Source organism: Kitasatospora sp. NPDC001527 (assembly GCF_040298605.1).
Lineage (GTDB): Bacteria > Actinomycetota > Actinomycetes > Streptomycetales > Streptomycetaceae > Kitasatospora.
The window spans coordinates 47,540-67,608 of record NZ_JBEPAM010000037.1 but is presented as its reverse complement, the minus strand read 5'-3'; the positions used below and the strand labels follow the sequence as shown (position 1 = coordinate 67,608).

Below are 20,069 nucleotides of genomic sequence, written 5' to 3'. Positions count from 1 at the left end.
AGCCATCTGACGACCTGTCCTTTTGTCGACACCGATGTGGGAGCCCCCTCCGATGAGCCCGTACGACTCCGAGCCCGCCGACCGGCTGGTGACCGCCGCCGCGGACGGCGAGGACCAGGCCGTCGAGGCGGCGCTGCGCCCCCGGCTGCTGGACGAGTTCATCGGCCAGGAGCGGGTGCGCGAGCAGCTGTCGCTGGTGCTCCAGGCGGCCCGCCGGCGCGGCGCCGCCCCCGATCACGTGCTGCTCAGCGGCCCGCCCGGGCTCGGCAAGACCACCCTGTCGATGATCATCGCGGCCGAGCTGGGCGCCCCGATCCGGATCACCTCCGGGCCGGCGATCCAGCACGCGGGCGACCTCGCGGCGATCCTCTCCTCGCTCGGCGAGGGCGAGGTGCTCTTCCTCGACGAGATCCACCGGATGTCCCGGCCCGCCGAGGAGATGCTCTACATGGCGATGGAGGACTTCCGGGTCGACGTGATCGTCGGCAAGGGCCCCGGCGCGACCGCCATCCCGCTGGAGCTGCCGCCGTTCACCCTGGTCGGCGCGACCACCCGGGCCGGCCTGCTGCCGCCGCCGCTGCGCGACCGCTTCGGCTTCACCGGGCACATGGAGTTCTACGCGCCCGCCGAGTTGCAGCGGGTGGTGCACCGCTCGGCCGCGTTGCTGGACGTGGAGATCGACCCGGCCGGCGCCGCCGAGATCGCCGGCCGCTCCCGGGGCACGCCGCGGATCGCCAACCGGCTGCTGCGCCGGGTCCGCGACTACGCGCAGGTGCGGCACGACGGCGTGATCACCCCCGAGATCGCGGGCCGGGCGCTGGACGTCTACGAGGTGGACGCCCGCGGTCTCGACCGGCTGGACCGGGCGGTGCTGGACGCGCTGCTGCGGCTGTTCGGCGGCGGCCCGGTCGGGCTGTCGACCCTGGCGGTCGCGGTGGGTGAGGAGGCCGAGACGGTCGAGGAGGTCGCCGAGCCGTTCCTGGTCCGCGAGGGCCTGCTGGCCCGGACCCCGCGCGGGCGGATCGCCACCGCGGCGGCCTGGCGGCACCTGGGACTCACCCCGCCGGCCCAGCCCGGCCGCGGCGTGGCGGCTCAGCCGGAACTGTTCGCCCCGGACGGGGAGCGCGCCGCCGACCAGGGCTGACCGGCGCGTCGCGACGGAGGGCCGAACGGGTGACGGCGGAGCGTGTGCGGACCATGCGCCCCCGCCGCCGGGGCGCCGGGAGAAGCCGGGGGAGAAGTCCCGGGAAACTGTGCAGGCGGAGGCTCGCCACTTTCGGCGGCAGGATGCGATGCTTGGCGTTGTCCGATCACTTCGGGGTCGCCTAGACTCCGCCGGACCGCCCCTCTCACCCGACGGGACGACCATTACCACACAGGCCGCCGGCCGGCGGCCCGTAAAGGACCCTGGCTGCAGTGAACCTCATCATCCTTCTCCTCCCGATCCTCGCTATCGTGCTCATGTTCCGGGCGCAGAAGAAGCGCCAGGCGCAGATGCAGCAGATGCAGACCGCGCTGGAGCCGGGGGCGGGCGTGCGGACCATCGGCGGCCTGTACGCGCAGGTCAAGGCGGTCAACGACGAGACCGTCGAGCTGGAGATCGCGCCGGGCGTGGTCACCCACTTCACCAAGAGCGCGATCGCGGCGGTCCTGGAGCCCACGGAGTACGACGCGATCATCAACGGCCGTCCGGCCGAGGACGAGCCGCTCGACGCGTCGGACGAGGACACCGAGGTCGAGGCCGGGTCGGCCGACGCCAAGCCGCTGTCGTTCAGCAAGGACGACGCCGACAAGGGTGACGCGAAGGCCGAGGCCGAGGGCGGGGCTCCCGCGAGCAAGTAGTACGGTCGGGCACCCGCCCGGCCGCGCGGCGTTGTGCCGCGAGCCCACAGGACTCAGGGCCGCAGTTCCGCCACTCCCCGCCCGGCCGCGTGCCGGGCGGGGGTCGGTGGGGGGAAGTGGCATGGACAGGGAGAAACGAGCAAGGTGGCAACACCCAAGTCGCGCCCGCGCGACGGTTACCCAGGGCGGGCGCTGGCCCTCATCCTGGTCGTCACCGTCGGACTGGTCGCCCTCATGTTCGGGACGGGCAACACCAAGCCCCGCCTCGGTATCGACCTCGCCGGCGGTACCAGCATCACGCTGAGCGCGAAGTCGACCGACCCCAAGGCGATCAACAAGTCCAACATGGACATCGCCACCGGGATCATCGAGCAGCGCGTCAACGGTATGGGCGTCTCCGAGGCCGAGGTCCAGACCCAGGGCGACCGCAACATCATCGTGAACATCCCCAAGGGCGGTGACAAGCAGAGCGCGGCCGACCAGGTCGGCACCACCGCGAAGCTCTACTTCCGCCCGGTCCTCGCCCTCGCCCCGAGCGGCATCCAGGCTCCGGCCCCGACCGAGACCCCGTCGGCGGGCGCGAGCGGCACCCCGAGCGCCGCCGCCACCCCGAGCGCGACCGGCACCGGCACCCCGAGCGCCGCCGCGACCGGGTCGCCGAGCGCGAGCGCCACCAAGCAGGGCCGCCCGGCCGGTGAGGCCCTCGCGGCCGACAACCCGACGACGCCCGCCGCCACCACCGGCGCCACCGCCTCCGGCACCCCCTCGGCCGCCGCCTCCGGCGCCCCGAGCGCCGCCGCGACCGACCCGGCCGCCGCGCAGCAGGACCTCTCCGCGGCGATGACCTCCGGCACCGTCCCGCCGGAGCTGGCCGCCCAGTTCGCCGCGATGGACTGCACCAAGCCGGACCAGCGCAAGAACTACCAGACCGCCGAGGGCTCGCCGACCGTCGCCTGCACCCAGAAGGACGAGAACGGCGTCTACTACAAGCTCGCCCTCGGCCCGGTCGCGGTGTTCGGCGCGAACGTCGACAAGGCGCAGGCCACCATCGACACCCAGCAGGGCGGCGGCTGGCAGGTCCAGCTGCAGTTCGACGGCACCGGCACCGACGCCTTCACCGCCGTCACCGGCCAGCTGGCCACCCAGCCCGACCCGACCAACCAGTTCGCCATCGTGCTGGACGGCCAGGTCGTCTCCCACCCGTACGTGCGCAGCGCCATCCCCGGCGGCTCGGCCGTGATCTCCGGCAACTTCACGCAGAGCGAGGCGCAGAACCTCGCGAACGTGCTGAGCTTCGGCGCCCTGCCGCTGGAGTTCACCACCAGCGACGTCACCACCGTCTCCCCGCAGCTCGGCGGCGACCAGCTGAAGGCCGGCCTGGTCGCCGGTCTGATCGGCATGATCCTGGTGGTCCTCTACTCCCTGGTCTACTACCGGGGCCTGGGCCTGGTCTCGATCGCCGGTCTGATCGTCTCGGCCGCGCTGACCTACTCGATCATGAGCCTGCTCGGCTCCGGGATCGGCTTCGCGCTGAACCTGCCGGCGGTCTGCGGCGCCATCGTCGCGATCGGTATCACCGCCGACTCCTTCATCGTCTACTTCGAGCGCATCCGCGACGAGGTCCGCGAGGGCGCCCCGCTGCGCCCGGCGGTCCAGCGGGCCTGGCCGCGCGCCCGGCGCACCATCCTGGTGTCGGACTTCGTGTCCTTCCTCTGTGCCGCGGTGCTCTACCTGGTCTCGGTCGGCAAGGTGCAGGGCTTCGCCTTCACCCTGGGCCTGACCACGGCGCTCGACGTCGTCGTCATCTTCCTGTTCACCAAGCCGCTGATCACGCTGCTGGCCCGCCGGAAGTTCTTCTCCGACGGCCACCCGTGGTCCGGTCTGGACCCGAAGCGGCTGGGCGCCCGCCCGCCGCTGCGCAGCACCCGTCGTCGCACCCCCTCGTCCTCCGCCGCCGTGAAGGGGGCCTGACACCGTGTCGCGCTTCTCCAATCTGGGCCACAAGCTCTACCAGGGCGAGGTCAGCTTCGACTTCGTCGGCCGGCGCAAGCTCTGGTACAGCATCTCCGGGGTGATCGTCCTGGTCGCCGCGATCGGCCTGGCGATGGGCCTGCACCTGGGCATCGAGTTCAAGGGCGGCTCGGTCTACACCGTGTCCAAGCCGGGCCTGTCGGTGTCGCAGACCCAGGACGCGGTCGACAAGATCGTCTCCTCGCACCCGCTGGTGCAGTCGACCGACAACGGCAAGATCCGCATCCAGGTGTCCTCGGAGGACAAGACCACCTCCTCGGAGTTCACCGGCAAGCTGTCGCAGGAGATCGGCGTCCCGGTCGCCGAGATCGACACCCAGGTGATCGGTCCCAGCTGGGGTGAGCAGATCTCCAACAAGGCGCTCACCGGCCTGATCATCTTCATGATCCTGGTGACGATCTACCTGGCGATCGCCTTCGAGTGGCGGATGGCGGTGGCCGCCCTGGTCGCCCTCATCCACGACCTCCTGATCACCATCGGCGTCTACGCCCTGGTGGGCTTCGAGGTCACCCCGGGCACCGTGATCGGCTTCCTGACCATCCTCGGTTACTCCCTCTACGACACGGTCGTCGTCTTCGACACCGTGAAGGAGAACACCAAGGACCTCACCAAGCAGAACAAGCTCACCTACAGCGAGGCGGCCAACGCGGGCCTCAACCAGACCCTGGTCCGCTCGCTCAACACCACCGTGGTCGCCCTGCTCCCGGTGGCGGCGCTGCTGTTCATCGGTGGCGGTCTGCTCGGTGCCGGCACCCTGAACGACATCTCGCTGGCGCTGTTCATCGGTCTCGCCGCCGGTGCCTACTCCTCGATCTGCGTCGCCACCCCGCTGCTCGCGCAGCTGAAGGAGGAGGCGCCGGAGATGAAGGCCCTGGCCAAGCGGGTCGCCCAGCGCCGTGCCGCCGACGCCAAGGCCGCCGCGGCCAAGGAGGCCGGCGACAGCGAGGAGATCGCCGACGAGGACCTGCCGGCGGGTATGGTCGGTCAGCGCGGCGGCCGGGCCACCGGCACCACGCGTGCCAAGGGCCGTCCGTCCACCAAGCGCTGACCCCCGCCGACCCTAAGGACCCTTCGTGACCACCGCCGACACCGCCCTGGCCGAGCTGCTCACCAGCCGGATCCGGGACGTCCAGGACTACCCGAAGCCGGGCGTGCTGTTCAAGGACATCGCGCCGCTGCTCGCCGACGCCGAGGCCTTCGCCGCGCTCACCCGGGCGCTCGCGGACCGGGCCGCGGAGCTCGGGGCCACCAAGGTGGTCGGCCTGGAGGCGCGCGGCTTCGTGCTCGCCGCCCCGGCGGCCTTCGCGGCCGGGCTCGGCTTCGTGCCGATCCGCAAGCAGGGCAAGCTGCCCGGCGAGGTGTTCCGCCGCTCGTACGAGCTGGAGTACGGCTCGGCGACGCTGGAGGTGCAGTGCGACGCCTTCGCGCCCGGTGAGCGGGTGCTGGTGGTGGACGACGTGCTGGCCACCGGCGGCACCATCGGCGCCTCGCTGGACCTGGTCAAGGAGGCCGGGGCGGAACTGGTCGGCGTGGTCGTGCTGATGGAGCTGGGCTTCCTCGACGGCCGCGAGCGGCTGGCCCCGCACCTGGGCGGCGCTCCGCTGGAGACGCTGGTCACGGTCTGAGTCCTCGCAACGGTCCACCACGGCGGGCGGCGGTCGGAATGATCCGGCCGCCGCCCGCCGTTGTGACAGGCGTGTGTCCGCCGCGTGTGCGGGCCCGGCCGACCGAACGTCCCGGCGCAAGGCTCGGTACCATGAAGATTCATCCCCTCCCGGTTGCGCGGGCCGCGGCCCGAGCCGCGCGGCGCCCGCGAGGGGCAGGCCGAGCGCCCTGAGGAGTGTCCTTGCCCGACGAGGTTGTGCCCACGGCTGCGGCCACCCCCGAGAACCGGCCCACGCCCTCGGGGGCCACCCCGGCACGTCCGGCGCCGACCCCGTCCCGCCCGTCCGCCCAGGCCGGCCGGGGCTCCTCGGCCGGCGGCGGCATGCGCGCGCGCCTCGCCCGCCTCGGCGGCCAGCGCTCCAGTGTGCTCAACCCCGTCCTGGAGCCGCTGTTCCGCTCGATCCGGGCCAACGACCCCAAGGCCGACCCGGCGCTGCTGCGCGACATCGAGCGCGCGTACGCGGTCGCCGAGAAGTGGCACCGCGGGCAGAAGCGCAAGAGCGGCGACCCGTACATCACCCACCCGCTGGCGGTCGCGACCATCCTCGCCGAGCTGGGCATGGACGCCCCGACGCTGATGGCCGGCCTGCTGCACGACACCGTCGAGGACACCGACTACGGCCTGGAGACCCTGCGCCGGGACTTCGGGGACTCGGTGGCCCTGCTGGTGGACGGCGTCACCAAGCTGGACCGGGTCAAGTTCGGCGAGGCCGCGCAGGCCGAGACGGTCCGCAAGATGGTCGTCGCGATGGCCAAGGACCCCCGGGTCCTGGTGATCAAGCTGGCCGACCGCCTGCACAACATGCGCACCATGCGCTACCTCAAGCGGGAGAAGCAGGAGAAGAAGGCCCGCGAGACGCTGGAGATCTACGCCCCGCTGGCGCACCGGCTGGGCATGAACACCATCAAGTGGGAACTGGAGGACCTCGCCTTCGCGATCCTCTACCCCAAGATGTACGACGAGATCGTCCGGCTGGTCGCCGAGCGCGCCCCCAAGCGGGACGAGTACCTGGCGACCGTCATCGACCAGGTCCAGGGCGACCTGCGCGGCGCCCGGATCACCGCCTCCGTCACCGGCCGGCCGAAGCACTACTACTCGGTCTACCAGAAGATGATCGTCCGGGGCCGGGACTTCGCCGAGATCTACGACCTGGTGGGCATCCGGGTCCTGGTCGACACCGTCCGCGACTGCTACGCGGCGCTGGGCACCATCCACGCGCGGTGGAACCCGGTGCCGGGGCGGTTCAAGGACTACATCGCGATGCCCAAGTTCAACATGTACCAGTCGCTGCACACCACGGTGATCGGTCCCGGGGGCAAGCCCGTCGAGCTGCAGATCCGCACCTTCGACATGCACCGCCGCGCCGAGTACGGCATCGCCGCGCACTGGAAGTACAAGCAGCGCGCGGTGGCCGGTGCCTCCAAGGTGCGCACCGACACCCCGACCCAGACCCGCAAGGACGACAAGGCCGGCGCCGTCAACGAGATGGCCTGGCTGCGGCAGCTGCTGGACTGGCAGAAGGAGACCGCCGACCCCAGCGAGTTCCTGGAGTCGCTGCGCTTCGACCTGGCCAGCAACGAGGTCTTCGTCTTCACTCCCAAGGGCGATGTCATAGCCCTCCCCGCCGGGGCCACCCCGGTGGACTTCGCGTTCGCGGTGCACACCGAGGTCGGCTACCGCACCATCGGGGCCCGGGTGAACGGGCGGCTGGTGCCGCTGGAGTCGACCCTGGAGAACGGCGACACCGTCGAGGTGTTCACCTCCAAGGCGGAGAACGCCGGACCGTCCCGGGACTGGCTGGGCTTCGTCAAGTCCCCGCGCGCCCGCAACAAGATCCGCGCCTGGTTCTCCAAGGAGCGCCGCGAGGAGGCGATCGAGCAGGGCAAGGAGGCCATCGCCCGCGCGATGCGCAAGCAGGGCCTGCCGATCCAGCGGATCCTCACCGGCGACTCGCTGGTCACCCTCGCCCACGAGATGCGCTACCCGGACATCTCCTCGCTCTACGCGGCGATCGGCGAGGGCCACGTCACCGCGCAGAACATCGTCCAGAAGCTGGTGCAGGCGCTGGGCGGCGAGGAGGGGGCCACCGAGGACCTCGCCGAGACGGCCACCCCGACCCACGACAACCGGCGCGCGGTGCGCCGCCGGGCCAAGGGCGACCCGGGCGTGATCGTCAAGGGCGTCGAGGACGTCTGGGTGAAGCTGTCGCGCTGCTGCACCCCGGTGCCGGGCGACGCCATCGTCGGCTTCATCACCCGCGGCAACGGCGTCTCGGTGCACCGCGCCGACTGCGTCAACGTCGAGGCGCTCAGCCAGCAGCCCGAGCGGATGATCGAGGTCGAGTGGGCGGCCACCCAGTCCTCGGTCTTCCTGGTCGCCATCCAGGTCGAGGCGCTGGACCGCTCCCGGCTGCTCTCGGACGTCACCCGGGTGCTCTCCGACCAGCACGTCAACATCCTGTCGGCGGCGGTGCAGACCTCCCGCGACCGGGTGGCGATGAGCCGCTTCACCTTCGAGATGGGCGACCCCAAGCACCTGGGCCACGTCCTCAAGGCGGTCCGCGGCGTCGAGGGCGTCTACGACGTCTACCGCGTCACCTCGGCCCGCAAGTAGCGGCGCCGCCCGGCCGCGCGCGGCCGGACGCGAGACGGCGAGGGCCCCCGGGGATCGTCCCCGGGGGCCCTCGCCGTGTCGTCCGCGGCCGGATCAGCCGCTGAACTCCTCCTGGCTGCGGTGCGCCTGGTCCAGCAGCTCCTGGACGCCGGCCAGCTCGGACTCCAGCTTCGCCGTCCTGGACGCGTTGCCGGCCGCGCGGGCCTTGTCCAGGTCGGCGCGGAGCTTGTCCGCCTTGGCCTGGAACAGGCCGACCATGCCGGCGGCGCGGGCCTTGGCCTCCGGGTTGGAGCGCTTCCACTCGGTGTCCTCGGCCTCGCGGATGGCCCGCTCGACCGCGTTCAGCCGGCCGTCCAGCTTCGGGCGGACGTCGCGCGGCACGTGGCCGATGGCCTCCCAGCGCTCGTTGACCTCGCGCAGCGCGGCCTTGGCCGCCTTGAGGTCGGTGATCGGCAGGATCGCCTCGGCCTCGGCCGCCAGCGCCTCCTTGAGCTTCTGGTTGGCGACCTGCTCGGCGTCGCGCTCGCTGAACACCGCGGAGCGCGCCTGGAAGAAGACGTCCTGGGCGCCGCGGAACCGCGCCCACAGCTCGTCCTCGACGTCGCGCTGGGCGCGGCCGGCGGCCTTCCAGCGCGCCATCAGGTCGCGGTAGGCGGCCGCGGTGTCGCCCCACTCGGTCGACGAGGAGAGCGCCTCGGCCTCGGAGACCAGCTGCTCCTTGGTGAGCCGGGCCTGCTCGCGCTCGGCGTCCAGCGCCGCGAAGTGCGACTTGCGGTGCTTGGAGAAGACCGAGCGGGCGTGCGAGAAACGGTGCCACAGCTCGTCGTCGCTCTTGCGGTCCAGGCGGGGCAGGCCCTTCCAGGTGTCCACCAGGGCGCGCAGCCGGTCGCCGGCCTCCCGCCACTGGGTGGACTCGGCGAGCTGCTCGGCCTCGGCGACCAGCGCCTCCTTGGCGGTGCGGGTCTCGTCCTGGGCCTTGGCCCGGGCGGCCTTGCGCTCCTCGCGACGGCTCTCGATCTCGCCGGCGAGCGTGTCCAGCCGCTGGGCCAGCGCCGCCAGGTCGCCCACCGCGTGCGCCTCGGTGACCTGCTCGCGCAGGTGCTCCAGCGCGGCCTGGGCGTCCTTGGCGGCCAGGTCGGTGGTGCGCACCCGCTTCTCCAGCAGGCCGATCTCCACCTCGATGCCCTGGTACTTGCGCTCGAAGTAGGCGAGCGCCTCCTCGGGCGAGCCGGCCTGCCAGGAACCCACGACGCGTTCGCCGTCGGCCGTCCTGACGTAGACCGTGCCCTGCTCGTCGACACGGCCCCACGGGTCGCTGCTCATAGCGCGTCCTCCACATGACGTCGCGCCCGCGCCGGGGCGGTCCGCGTCCGTCGTCCACAGTTGATGTGCGGCGGACCGATGAGTCCGCCGTCCCCGTCCGCCGTGTCCTGCTGCCGAGGGTGACGGCCGGCGGGTCTGGGCACCCTACACAACGCCAACATAGGCGACCAGGCCCGGTGCTGTCCGCATCCGGGCCGGGCGATTTCGGGCCGGTGCCGCCCCCGGCGCGCCGCGGCGCGCCGGGGGACGGTTCCGGAGCGGATCAACCCTTGGCGGCCGTCACCGAGTTGAGGGTGACGTCGGCCATCGGGTGGCCGTCCGTGCCACCCTCCAGGGTGCCCGCGGCGGCGATCTTCTGGAGCACGTCCAGGCCGCCGGTGATCGTGCCGAACGGGGTGTAGCTCGGCGGCAGCTGGGTGTCCTTGTAGACCAGGAAGAACTGGCTGCCGTTGGTGCCCGGGCCGGCGTTGGCCATCGCCACGGTGCCGGCCGGGTAGGTGGCGCCGGTGAGGTTCTCGTCGGCGAACTTGTAGCCCGGGCCGCCGGTGCCGCCGGGGGCGGTGGCGCTGGCGGTCGGGTCGCCGCACTGCAGCACGAAGATGCCGCCGGTGGTGAGCCGGTGGCACTTGGTGTGGTCGAAGTACTGCTCGCCGGCCAGGAAGGCGAAGGAGTTCACCGTGTGCGGCGCCTTGGCGGCGTCCAGCGACAGCGTCACCTTGCCGCAGTTGGTGTCCATCGTCACGGCGTAGCTCGCCTTGGTGTCGACGGTCATGGCCGGCTCGGCCTGCCACTGCTTGCCGTTCGGGGTGCCCGGAGCCGGCTCCGCGCAGCCCTCGACCGGCTTGCGGGTCGGCACGGTGGGCTCGGTCGCCTCCGGGGTCGGCGCGGCCTGCGCGGTGGTGTCCTTCTTCTTGTCGTCCGAGTCGAAGGCGCCGGTCGCGAAGAGGGTGCCGCCTCCGGCCAGCACGACCACGGCGAGCGCGGCGCCGAGGATCGTGTTGCGGCGCTTGCGCGCGGCCACCTGCGCGGCCCGGCGCTCCATCTGGCGCTCGTACTTCTCCCGGGCGAGCTGCCGCCGCCGCTGTTCGCTGCTGACCACCGGCTCTGTCTCCTACGGATGTGCTGATCGCGGATGTGGGGGCTTCGTCTGTGTGCGACGCCGATGCGGATCATCGCACCCATTGGCGGCCAAGTGTAGGGACCGCGACCGTAAGAACGGGGTGAACCGTTCAGCTCGAAGTGAACCTGTCACGCGCATCTGGTTCGCAACCGGACCCGCACCGCCGGTAGGCTGCCCCTACATCACAGTTCGTAGCCGCAGCCGGGGCCGTCACGGCGCGCGACGCCGAAGACCCGAAGACCGACACCGAAGGACGCGCGTGTTCATCGCCGGATTCCCCGCTGGAGCCTGGGGCACCAACTGCTACCTGGTCGCTCCGGCGCCGGGCGAGGAGTGCGTCATCGTCGATCCGGGCCACCAGGCCGCCGCCGGCGTCGAGGAACTGGTCCGCGAGCACCGGCTCAAGCCGGTCGCCGTGCTGCTCACCCACGGCCACATCGACCACGTCGCCTCCGTGGTCCCGGTCTGCGGAGCCAAGGGCGTCCCGGCCTGGATCCACCCCGAGGACCGCTACATGATGAGCGACCCGGAGAAGGCGCTCGGCCGCTCGCTCGGCACCCAGCTGATGGGCGAGCTGACCGTCGGCGAGCCCGACGACGTGCGCGAGCTCACCGACGGCAGCGTGCTGGAGCTGGCCGGCCTGTCGCTCACCGTCGACCACGCCCCCGGCCATACCGGGGGGTCGGTGACGTTCCGGACGCCCGGCGCCGAGGACCTTCCCCCGGTGCTCTTCTCGGGCGACCTGCTCTTCGCCGGCTCCATAGGGCGAACCGACCTCCCGGGCGGGGACAGCGCCGCGATCATGCGCTCGCTGGCCCGGGTGTGCCTGCCCCTCGACGACGCCACCGTGGTCCTCTCCGGCCACGGCGGACAGACGACCATCGGCCGCGAGCGCGCCACCAACCCCTACCTCCGGCAGGCAGCGGGGGCGGCCGGCGCCCCGGCTTTCCCGCGACGAGGAATGTGACGGAAGAGAAGTTGAGCACCTTCACCGCCCCCAAGGGCACCTACGACCTGCTGCCGCCCAGCTCCGCGACCTTCCTGGCGATCCGCGAGGCGATCGCCGCGCCCGCCCGCCGGGCCGGCTACGGCTACGTCGAGACCCCGGTCTTCGAGGACGTCAAGCTGTTCTCCCGCGGCGTCGGCGAGTCGACCGACATCGTCACCAAGGAGATGTACACCCTCACCACCAAGGGCGGCGACGAGCTCGCGCTGCGCCCCGAGGGCACCGCCTCCGTGCTGCGCGCCGCGCTCCAGGCCAACCTGCACAAGCAGGGCAACCTGCCGGTCAAGCTCTGGTACTCCGGCTCCTACTACCGCTACGAGCGCGCGCAGAAGGGCCGCTACCGCCAGTTCTCGCAGGTCGGGGCGGAGGCCATCGGCGCCGAGGACCCGGCGCTGGACGCCGAGCTGATCATCCTGGCCGACGACGCCTTCCGGGCGCTCGGCCTGAGCGACTACCGCCTGCTGCTCAACAGCCTCGGCGACAAGCAGTGCCGCCCGGTCTACCGCGCCGCGCTGGTGGAGTTCCTGGCCGGCCTGGACCTCGACGAGGACAGCCGGCGCCGCGCCGGGATCAACCCGCTGCGGGTGCTGGACGACAAGCGCGAGTCGGTGCAGGCCCAGCTCGGCGGCGCGCCGATGCTGCGCGACTACCTGTGCGAGGACTGCAAGGCCTACGACGAGAAGGTGCGCGAGCTGCTCACCGCGAACGGCGTCGCCTTCGTCGACGACCCCAAGCTGGTGCGCGGCCTCGACTACTACACCCGCACCACCTTCGAGTTCGTGCACAACGGCCTCGGCGCCCAGTCCGCGATCGGCGGCGGCGGCCGCTACGACGGCCTGTCCGAGATGATCGGCGGCCCGGCGCTGCCCTCGGTCGGCTGGGCGCTCGGCGTCGACCGCACCTTCCTGGCGCTGGAGGCCGAGGGCGTCACCCTCGACCTGCCGGCCGCCACCTCCGTCTACGCCGTCGCGCTCGGCGAGGAGGCCAAGAACGTCCTGTTCGCCAAGGTGATCGAGCTGCGCCGGGCCGGCGTCGCCACCGACCTCGCCTTCGGCGTCAAGAGCATCAAGAACGCCATGAAGTCCGCCGACCGTTCCGGCGCCCGCTTCGCCCTCGTCGCCGGTGACCGCGACCTCGCCGAGGGCGTCGTCCAGCTCAAGGACCTCACCACCGGCGAGCAGAACCCCGTCGCCCTCGACGCACTCGTCACCACCCTGAAGGAGAAGCAGCTGTGATCCGCACGCACGACGCGGGCACGCTCCGCCCGGAGCACGCAGGCACCACCGTCACCCTGGCCGGCTGGGTCGCCCGCCGCCGCGACCACGGCGGCGTGGCCTTCATCGACCTGCGCGACGCCTCCGGCACCGTGCAGATCGTGGTCCGCGACCTCGACTCGGTGCACGGCCTTCGCGCCGAGTACTGCGTCAAGGTGGTCGGCGACGTCCGCGTGCGGCCCGAGGGCAACGAGAACCCGGAGATCCCGACCGGCGCCGTCGAGGTCGTCGTCAGCGAGATCGAGGTCCTCTCCGAGGCCGCCCCGCTGCCGTTCCCGGTCGCCGAGTACGAGCCCGGCACGGTCAACGAGGAGGTGCGCCTGCGCTACCGCTACCTCGACCTGCGCCGCGAGGGCCCCGCCAAGGGCCTGCGCCTGCGCTCCAAGGTCAACAACATCATCCGCCGGGTGATGGAGGAGAACGACTACCTCGACATCGAGACGCCGTACCTCACCCGCTCCACCCCCGAGGGCGCCCGCGACTTCCTCGTCCCGGTCCGCCTGCAGCCCGGCCACTGGTACGCGCTGCCGCAGTCGCCCCAGCTGTTCAAGCAGTTGCTGATGGTGGCCGGCATGGAGCGCTACTACCAGATCGCCCGCTGCTTCCGCGACGAGGACTTCCGCGCCGACCGCCAGCCGGAGTTCACCCAGCTGGACATCGAGGCCTCCTTCGTCGACCAGGAGGACGTCCTGGCCCTCGGCGAGAAGATCATCGGCGCCATCTGGCGCGAGGTCCACGGCTACGAGATCCCCAACCCGCTGCCGCGGATGACCTACGCGGACGCCATGGGCCGCTACGGATCGGACAAGCCGGACGTCCGCTTCGGCCAGGAGCTGACCGACCTCACCGAGTACTTCAAGGGCACCGACTTCCGGGTCTTCCAGGCCCCGTACGTCGGCGCCGTGGTCATGCCCGGCGGCGCCTCGCAGCCGCGCAAGCAGCTCGACGCCTGGCAGGACTGGGCCAAGGCGCGCGGCGCCCGCGGCCTCGCCTACGTGCTCATCGACGCCGAGACCGGCGAGCTGCGCGGCCCCGTCGCCAAGAACCTCTCCGCGGAGCACCTGGCCGGCCTGGCCGCCGCCGCCGGCGCCAAGAACGGCGACGCCGTCTTCTTCGCGGCCGGCAAGGAGCGCGCCTCCCAGGAGCTGCTCGGTGCCGCCCGTCTGGAGATCGGCCGCCGCTGCGGCCTGATCGACGAGTCCCAGTGGGCCTTCCTGTGGGTCGTCGACTTCCCGATGTTCGAGCCGATCGAGGACGACAAGGGCGCCTTCCAGGGCTGGCACGCCGTGCACCACCCCTTCACCGCCCCCACCGCGGAGTCGCTGGCCACCTTCGACACCGACCCGGGCACCGCCCTGTCCAACGCCTACGACCTGGTGCTCAACGGCTCGGAGCTGGGCGGCGGTTCGATCCGTATCCACCAGCGGGACGTGCAGAAGCGGGCGTTCGACGCGATCGGTCTCTCCGAGGAGGAGGCGGCCTCGCAGTTCGGCTTCCTGCTGGACGCCTTCAACTACGGCCCGCCGCCGCACGGCGGTGTCGCCTTCGGCCTGGACCGGATCGTCACCCTGCTCGGCGGGTACGACACCATCCGGGACGTCATCGCGTTCCCGAAGACGTCCACCGGCGGCGACCCGCTGACCGGCGCCCCCACCCCGATCACCCCGGCGCAGCGGCGCGAGGCGGGCGTGGACGCCCGGCCGAAGGTCCGCGAGGACGGCAAGTCCGAGGGCCAGGCGAACGCCTGACACCCCGTCGGCCGACATCGGCTAACCTTTCACGGCCCCGGACGGCATTTCCGCTGTCCGGGGCCGGTGCACAACGGCGTGCGACAGAGAGAGGGTTCCCTGTGAAGGTCAGTACCAGGATCGAGTGTCCTGAGGACGTCCCCGCCACCAGACGTGTCCACATGGCCGCCTTCCCCGGCCCCGACGAAGCCGACCTGGTCGACGCGCTGCGCCGCGACCCGGCCTGGCTGCCGGAGCTCTCGGTGGTGGCGGTCGACGAATCCGGGCTGGTGGTCGGTCACGCGCTGCTCACCCGGCTGCGGGTCGGCAAGGGCAAGGGGCTGGCGCTCGCGCCGGTCGCCGTCGCCCCGGAGTGGCAGCGCAAGGGCGTCGGCGAGCTGGTGGTCAGGGCCGCGCTGTCGGCCGCCGAGGACGCCGGCGAGAAACTGGTCGTCGTGCTCGGCGATCCCGACTACTACGGCCGTTTCGGTTTCGTCCCGGCCCAGGGGCACGAGGTGAGCGGTCCGTTCGAGGTGCCCGACGGGTACTTCCAGGCGCTCGCGCTGCCGGCCTACGACGGCTCGCCGCGCGGCCTGTGCCGCTACCCCGAGCCCTTCGAGGCGGTCTAGTCCCTACTGCGCCGCCCTGGCCGACCGGGCCGGCTTTCCTCCGAGACCCAGTGTGGCGCGGCAACTGCGCACGAACGCGGTCATGGCGGGCGTCGGCTCCCGGTCCTTCGGCCAGTACAGCCCGACCTGGCTCGGGCTCAACCCCCGCACCGGCCGGTACGCGACATCCTCGCGCGGTGCCAGCCGGCTCATCGTCTCCGGGGCGAAACCGACGCCCTGGCCGCACACCACCGCGGCCAGCCACTCGTCGGTGTTGTGCGCCACCGCGCCGATCCGCACAGGTCGCCCGCCCCGCTCCCGGACCGCCAGCCAGTAGTCGCGCCAGTGCCCGGCCTCGTGCGGGATCGCGACGAAGGGCTCGTCGAGCAACTCCTCGAACTCGATCACCGTCCGCGCTGCCAGCGGGTGCCCGGCCGGCAGCGCCGCGCAGCGCGCCTCCTCGCCCAGCACGGCCACCCCGTACCGCTCGGACAGCGACGGCGGGGCGTGCCAGAGCGTCAGGTCGATCTCGCCCGAGGCCAGGCCCGAGGTCGGGTCGAACCAGTTGTTCTGCCGCAGCTCCACCTGCCAGCCCGGCATCCGGCGGGCGAAGTCCGCCACCGTGCGCTGGGTCATCAGGTTGATGATGCCGCCCTCGAACCCCACCCGCAGCGTCGAGCCCTGGTCCGCCGCGGCCGCCCGGGTGGCGCGCAGCGCCTCCTCCCAGCCCGCCATCAGCGCCCCGGTGTGCGCGGCCAGCGCCCAGCCGGCCCGGGTGGGGGCCATGCCGCGCCGCGACCGTTCGAACAGCTCCACCCCGAGCAGGCTCTCCAGCTGGCGGATCTGCTTGGTCAGCGTCGGCTGGGAGACGAACAGCCGGGCCGCCGCCGCGGTCAGCTGGCCCTCCTCGCAGACCGCGGCGAAGCTGCGCAGCAGGCGGGTGTCGACATCCATGCCCCAAGGTTATGGAACCGGAAATTGGACCGGTCCGGCAGGTGTGGGTCATGGTGGGTCCTCCGGTCCCGGGGGCCGTCCGACGGGGGAGCCGGGCAGCGGCGGTTCAGGGGGCCGCCGCTGCCCGGCCGGACCCCCGGACCTGCGGGAACCCGTTCGAGGACGTACGGTGAAGGGTCATCAGCACCCCACCGAACGAAAGGCACCCGGGTGGCAGCGAAGGCCCAGCGCGAGCAGAGCGCCCCCAGCGGGCGGACCGGTCCGGGCGAGCGCCTGGCGAGGAAGCCCTACGAGCGCGAGCTGCTGCGGCTGCAGAACGAGCTGGTCGAACTCCAGGAGTGGGTGCGCGCCGAGGGCGCCCGGCTGGTGGTGGTCTTCGAGGGGCGCGACGCGGCCGGCAAGGGCGGCGCGATCAAGCGGGTGACGGAGTATCTGAACCCGCGCATCGCCCGGGTCGCCGCGCTGCCCGCGCCCACCGAACGGCAGCGCACCCAGTGGTACTTCCAGCGCTACGTCGAGCACCTCCCGGCCGCCGGGGAGATCGTGCTCTTCGACCGCAGCTGGTACAACCGGGCCGGGGTGGAGAAGGTGATGGGCTTCTGCACCGACGAGGAGTACTGGCAGTTCCTGCAGCAGTGCCCGACCTTCGAGCGGATGCTCATCGAGTCCGGTCTGCTGCTGCGCAAGTACTGGTTCTCGGTCAGCGACACCGAGCAGGAGCAGCGCTTCCGGGACCGCCTGGAGGACCCGATGAAGCGGTGGAAGCTCTCGCCGATGGACGTCGAGTCGATCACCCGCTGGGAGGACTACTCGCGGGCCAAGGACGAGATGTTCCTGCACACCGACACCCCCGAGTCCCCCTGGCACGTGGTGGAGAGCGACGACAAGCGGCGGGCCCGGATCAACATGATCGCCCACCTGCTCTCCACCGTCCCGTACCACGAGGTGAAGCCGCCCACACTGGAGCTGCCGGAGCGCCCGGCCTCCCGCGGCTACCAGCGGCCACCGCGCGACCTGCAGAAGTACGTCCCGGACCACGCGGCGGGCCTCGGCTCGTAGCGGGCCCCGTCCGGTCCGCGCCGTCCGTTCCCGCCGGGCCGTCCGGCCGCCCTGTCGGCGGGCTCGCATAGGCTTCCGGTGTGGACGAACCGGACCTCTTCACCGCCGCCGCCGAGGAACGCCAGAGCAAGGAGCCCGGCCGGGCGCCGCTCGCCGTGCGGATGCGCCCGCGCACCCTGGACGAGGTGGCCGGCCAGCGGCAGCTGCTCAAGGACGGCTCGCCGCTGCGCCGGCTGGTCGCGGGGGCGCGCGGTCCCGCGGCGACCAGCTCGGTGATCCTCTGGGGTCCGCCCGGCACCGGCAAGACCACCCTGGCGCACGTCATCAGCCAGGCGGTGGAGGGGCGGTTCGTCGAGCTTTCGGCGATCACGGCCGGGGTGAAGGAGGTCCGCGCGGTCATCGACGGCGCCCGTCGCGCGGTCGGCATGACCGGCCGCGAGACGGTGCTCTTCCTCGACGAGATCCACCGGTTCTCCAAGGCCCAGCAGGACTCCCTGCTGCCGGCCGTGGAGAACCGCTGGGTCACCCTGATCGCCGCGACCACCGAGAACCCGTACTTCTCGGTGATCTCCCCGCTGCTGTCCCGCTCGCTGCTGCTCACCCTGGAGTCGCTGACCGACGACGACGTGCGGGCGCTGCTGCGCCGCGCGGTCGCCGACGAGCGCGGCCTGGAGGGCGCCGTGGAGCTCAGCCCGGAGGCCGAGGACCACCTGGTGCGGCTCGCCGGCGGGGACGCCCGCAAGGCGCTCACCACGCTGGAGGCGGCGGCCGGCGCGGCGCTGGAGAAGGGCGAGGCGAGCATCACGCTGGCCACCACCGAGACCGCCGTCAACCATGCGGCCGTGCGCTACGACCGGGACGGCGACCAGCACTACGACGTGGCCAGCGCGCTGATCAAGTCGATCCGGGGCAGCGACGTGGACGCCACGCTGCACTACCTGGCCCGGATGATCGAGGCGGGGGAGGACCCGCGGTTCATCGCCCGCCGGCTGATGATCTCGGCCAGCGAGGACGTCGGCCTGGCCGATCCGACGGCGCTGCAGACGGCGGTGTCGGCGGCCCAGGCGGTGGCGCTGATCGGCTTCCCGGAGGCGCGGATCATCCTCTCCCAGGCGGCCATCGCGCTCGCGCTGGCGCCCAAGTCCAACGCGGCCTACCTGGCGATCGACGCGGCGCTCGCGGACGTCCGGCAGGGGCTGGCCGGTCCGGTGCCGCCGCACCTGCGGGACGCGCACTACGGCGGCGCGGGCAAGCTGGGGCACGGCAAGGGGTACCGGTACCCGCACGACCTGCCGGAGGGCATCGCGGCTCAGCAGTACGCGCCGGACGCGGTGCACGGCAAGGCGTACTACCAGCCGACCCGCCACGGCGGCGAGGCCCGCTACGCGGACGTGGTGGAGTGGACCCGGGCGCGGCTGCGGGGGGAGCCGAAGCCGGTTGCCAGGGCGAAGCCGAAGGGCGAGGAGAAGCCCGAGTCAAAGGGCGAGTGATCTGCCGGTATACTCGGGCGGAGTGCCATGTCCCGGGACGGCGGCGGGGGAGACCCAGCCGACCGGCCGCACCAGCGGGGCCGTGGCCGTAGACCTCCTCCGGGAGGTCCGCACCAGGAGCGTCGCGCACCGTTTCGGTGTCGCGGGCGACCCGGTTTCCGGTTCGATCCGTGTGACAAGCACACTTCGTGCCCGGCTCCGGAGAGCGGCTGATCGCACTGCCCTCGGGCGGTGGGGTTTTCTCCGGGCCGCGACGTGCGACCTCCGTCAACACCTGGTGAAGCCGTATTCGTAAGCAAGGAAGGTTTGGTTCATGGCGAACCAGAAGCGCCCCAAGGTCAAGATCGCGCGTGCGCTCGGCGTGCCGCTGACCCCGAAGTCCGTCAAGTACTTCGAGGCCCGCCCGTACCCGCCCGGCCAGCACGGCCGTGGCCGCAAGCAGAACTCGGACTACAAGGTCCGTCTGGTCGAGAAGCAGCGTCTGCGCGCTCAGTACGACCTGAGCGAGAAGCAGATGGCGCGTGCGTTCGACCGCGCGAAGAAGGCCGAGGGCAAGACCGGTGAGGCGCTCGTCGCCGAGCTGGAGACCCGCCTCGACGCCCTGGTGCTGCGTTCGGGCATCGCCCGCACCATCTACCAGGCCCGTCAGATGGTCGTCCACGGCCACATCGAGGTCAACGGCGGCAAGGTCAACAAGCCGTCGTACCAGATGAAGCCGGGCTTCGTGGTCACCGTCCGCGAGCGCAGCAAGGAGAAGGTCCCGTTCCAGGTCGCCCGTGAGGGTGGCAACGCGGGCGAGGGCCAGACCCCGAAGTACCTCGAGGTCAACCTGAAGGCCCTGGCCTTCCGCCTGGACCGCGCGCCGCAGCGCAAGGAGGTCCCGGTGATCTGCGACGAGCAGCTCGTCGTCGAGTACTACTCGCGCTGACCCGCGAGCGGTATCACCTGCGGTACCCAGCGAGCCCCCGTCGCCCTTGTGGCGACGGGGGCTCGCCCCTTGTGCGGGGGGTGGCGGCTCAGAGGTCCTCGCCGGTCATCGCGGCGGCCAGCCGCAGGTGCGGGCGGGCCTCCTCGGCGCGGCCCTGGCGCTCCAGGGTGCGGCCGAGCATCAGCCGGGCGTAGTCCTCGGTCGGGTCGGCCTCCAGCACCCGGAGCAGCTCGGCCTCGGCCTTGCGCAGCTGGGCGGAGTGGAAGTAGCTGCGGGCCAGCAGCAGCCGGACCGAGAGGTTGGTCGGCTCCTCGGCGAGCACGCCTTCGAGCATCCGGGCTGCGTCGGTGTACGCCTTGGACTCGAAGTAGAAGTTCGCCATGCGGTACTCGTCGGCGATGTTGGCCACGGGGTGCTCCTTCCGAACG

Annotated in this window: 17 protein-coding genes; 13 read left to right on the top strand and 4 right to left on the bottom strand. The window is 72.1% G+C overall.

What is annotated here, in order from left to right:
* Positions 1 to 52: 52 nt before the first annotated feature.
* The 6 genes from ruvB (at position 53) to ABT238_RS27675 (ending at position 8,152) form a co-directional block, all read left to right on the top strand.
* Positions 53 to 1,144: a Holliday junction branch migration DNA helicase RuvB gene (ruvB, locus tag ABT238_RS27700; protein WP_350570314.1), complete on the top strand. Its 1,092-nt coding sequence runs from the start codon at positions 53 to 55 to the stop codon at positions 1,142 to 1,144.
* A gap of 272 nt (positions 1,145 to 1,416) precedes the next feature.
* Positions 1,417 to 1,842 carry a preprotein translocase subunit YajC gene (gene yajC / locus ABT238_RS27695; RefSeq protein WP_350795823.1) on the top strand — a complete coding sequence of 142 codons (426 nt, stop codon included), beginning with the start codon at positions 1,417 to 1,419 and terminating at the stop codon, positions 1,840 to 1,842.
* A 144-nt stretch (positions 1,843 to 1,986) separates the two neighbouring features.
* Positions 1,987 to 3,813 (top strand): protein translocase subunit SecD, encoded by a 1,827-nt coding sequence (gene secD / locus ABT238_RS27690; RefSeq protein ID WP_502891469.1) that lies wholly within the window; start codon positions 1,987 to 1,989, stop codon positions 3,811 to 3,813.
* A 4-nt stretch (positions 3,814 to 3,817) separates the two neighbouring features.
* The gene (secF, locus tag ABT238_RS27685) at positions 3,818 to 4,921 is read left to right on the top strand and encodes a protein translocase subunit SecF (RefSeq protein ID WP_350570311.1); all 1,104 of its coding nucleotides are present in this window, start codon (positions 3,818 to 3,820) and stop codon (positions 4,919 to 4,921) included.
* A gap of 25 nt (positions 4,922 to 4,946) precedes the next feature.
* Positions 4,947 to 5,498, top strand: coding sequence for an adenine phosphoribosyltransferase (locus ABT238_RS27680; RefSeq protein ID WP_350570310.1), 552 nt, complete (start codon positions 4,947 to 4,949; stop codon positions 5,496 to 5,498).
* A gap of 236 nt (positions 5,499 to 5,734) precedes the next feature.
* Positions 5,735 to 8,152 carry a RelA/SpoT family protein gene (locus tag ABT238_RS27675; RefSeq protein ID WP_502884363.1) on the top strand — a complete coding sequence of 806 codons (2,418 nt, stop codon included), beginning with the start codon at positions 5,735 to 5,737 and terminating at the stop codon, positions 8,150 to 8,152.
* Positions 8,153 to 8,245: 93 nt separating this feature from the next.
* Here ABT238_RS27675 and ABT238_RS27670 read toward each other — a convergent pair whose 3' ends face one another.
* Both ABT238_RS27670 and ABT238_RS27665 read right to left on the bottom strand, forming a co-directional pair.
* A complete protein-coding gene (locus ABT238_RS27670) occupies positions 8,246 to 9,475 on the bottom strand; it encodes a DUF349 domain-containing protein (RefSeq protein WP_350570309.1) in 1,230 nt (409 codons plus the stop codon).
* Between the two features lie 262 nt (positions 9,476 to 9,737).
* Complete coding sequence (locus ABT238_RS27665) at positions 9,738 to 10,574, bottom strand: peptidylprolyl isomerase (protein WP_350570308.1); 837 nt, start codon at positions 10,572 to 10,574, stop codon at positions 9,738 to 9,740.
* A gap of 280 nt (positions 10,575 to 10,854) precedes the next feature.
* Between ABT238_RS27665 and ABT238_RS27660 the strand changes: the two genes are divergently transcribed.
* The 4 genes from ABT238_RS27660 (at position 10,855) to ABT238_RS27645 (ending at position 15,231) form a co-directional block, all read left to right on the top strand.
* Positions 10,855 to 11,562: an MBL fold metallo-hydrolase gene (locus ABT238_RS27660; protein WP_350570307.1), complete on the top strand. Its 708-nt coding sequence runs from the start codon at positions 10,855 to 10,857 to the stop codon at positions 11,560 to 11,562.
* A gap of 11 nt (positions 11,563 to 11,573) precedes the next feature.
* On the top strand, positions 11,574 to 12,836 hold the full coding sequence (gene hisS / locus ABT238_RS27655) for a histidine--tRNA ligase (protein ID WP_350795790.1): 1,263 nt from the start codon (positions 11,574 to 11,576) through the stop codon (positions 12,834 to 12,836).
* Complete coding sequence (aspS, locus tag ABT238_RS27650; RefSeq protein WP_350570303.1) at positions 12,833 to 14,623, top strand: aspartate--tRNA ligase; 1,791 nt, start codon at positions 12,833 to 12,835, stop codon at positions 14,621 to 14,623. The genes hisS and aspS overlap by 4 nt, the downstream gene beginning before the upstream one ends.
* A gap of 161 nt (positions 14,624 to 14,784) precedes the next feature.
* Complete coding sequence (locus ABT238_RS27645) at positions 14,785 to 15,231, top strand: GNAT family N-acetyltransferase (protein WP_350570301.1); 447 nt, start codon at positions 14,785 to 14,787, stop codon at positions 15,229 to 15,231.
* 3 nt (positions 15,232 to 15,234) lie between these two features.
* Here ABT238_RS27645 and ABT238_RS27640 read toward each other — a convergent pair whose 3' ends face one another.
* Complete coding sequence (locus ABT238_RS27640) at positions 15,235 to 16,164, bottom strand: LysR family transcriptional regulator (protein WP_350570300.1); 930 nt, start codon at positions 16,162 to 16,164, stop codon at positions 15,235 to 15,237.
* A 273-nt stretch (positions 16,165 to 16,437) separates the two neighbouring features.
* Between ABT238_RS27640 and ppk2 the strand changes: the two genes are divergently transcribed.
* The 3 genes from ppk2 (at position 16,438) to rpsD (ending at position 19,641) form a co-directional block, all read left to right on the top strand.
* Complete coding sequence (gene ppk2 / locus ABT238_RS27635) at positions 16,438 to 17,223, top strand: polyphosphate kinase 2 (protein ID WP_350570348.1); 786 nt, start codon at positions 16,438 to 16,440, stop codon at positions 17,221 to 17,223.
* A gap of 80 nt (positions 17,224 to 17,303) precedes the next feature.
* Complete coding sequence (locus tag ABT238_RS27630; protein ID WP_350570299.1) at positions 17,304 to 18,713, top strand: replication-associated recombination protein A; 1,410 nt, start codon at positions 17,304 to 17,306, stop codon at positions 18,711 to 18,713.
* 313 nt (positions 18,714 to 19,026) lie between these two features.
* Positions 19,027 to 19,641 (top strand): 30S ribosomal protein S4, encoded by a 615-nt coding sequence (rpsD, locus tag ABT238_RS27625; RefSeq protein WP_350570297.1) that lies wholly within the window; start codon positions 19,027 to 19,029, stop codon positions 19,639 to 19,641.
* A gap of 88 nt (positions 19,642 to 19,729) precedes the next feature.
* On the opposite strand, the gene ABT238_RS27620 is transcribed toward rpsD, so the two are convergent.
* The gene (locus ABT238_RS27620; protein WP_350570346.1) at positions 19,730 to 20,023 is read right to left on the bottom strand and encodes a tetratricopeptide repeat protein; all 294 of its coding nucleotides are present in this window, start codon (positions 20,021 to 20,023) and stop codon (positions 19,730 to 19,732) included.
* Positions 20,024 to 20,069: the final 46 nt, after the last annotated feature.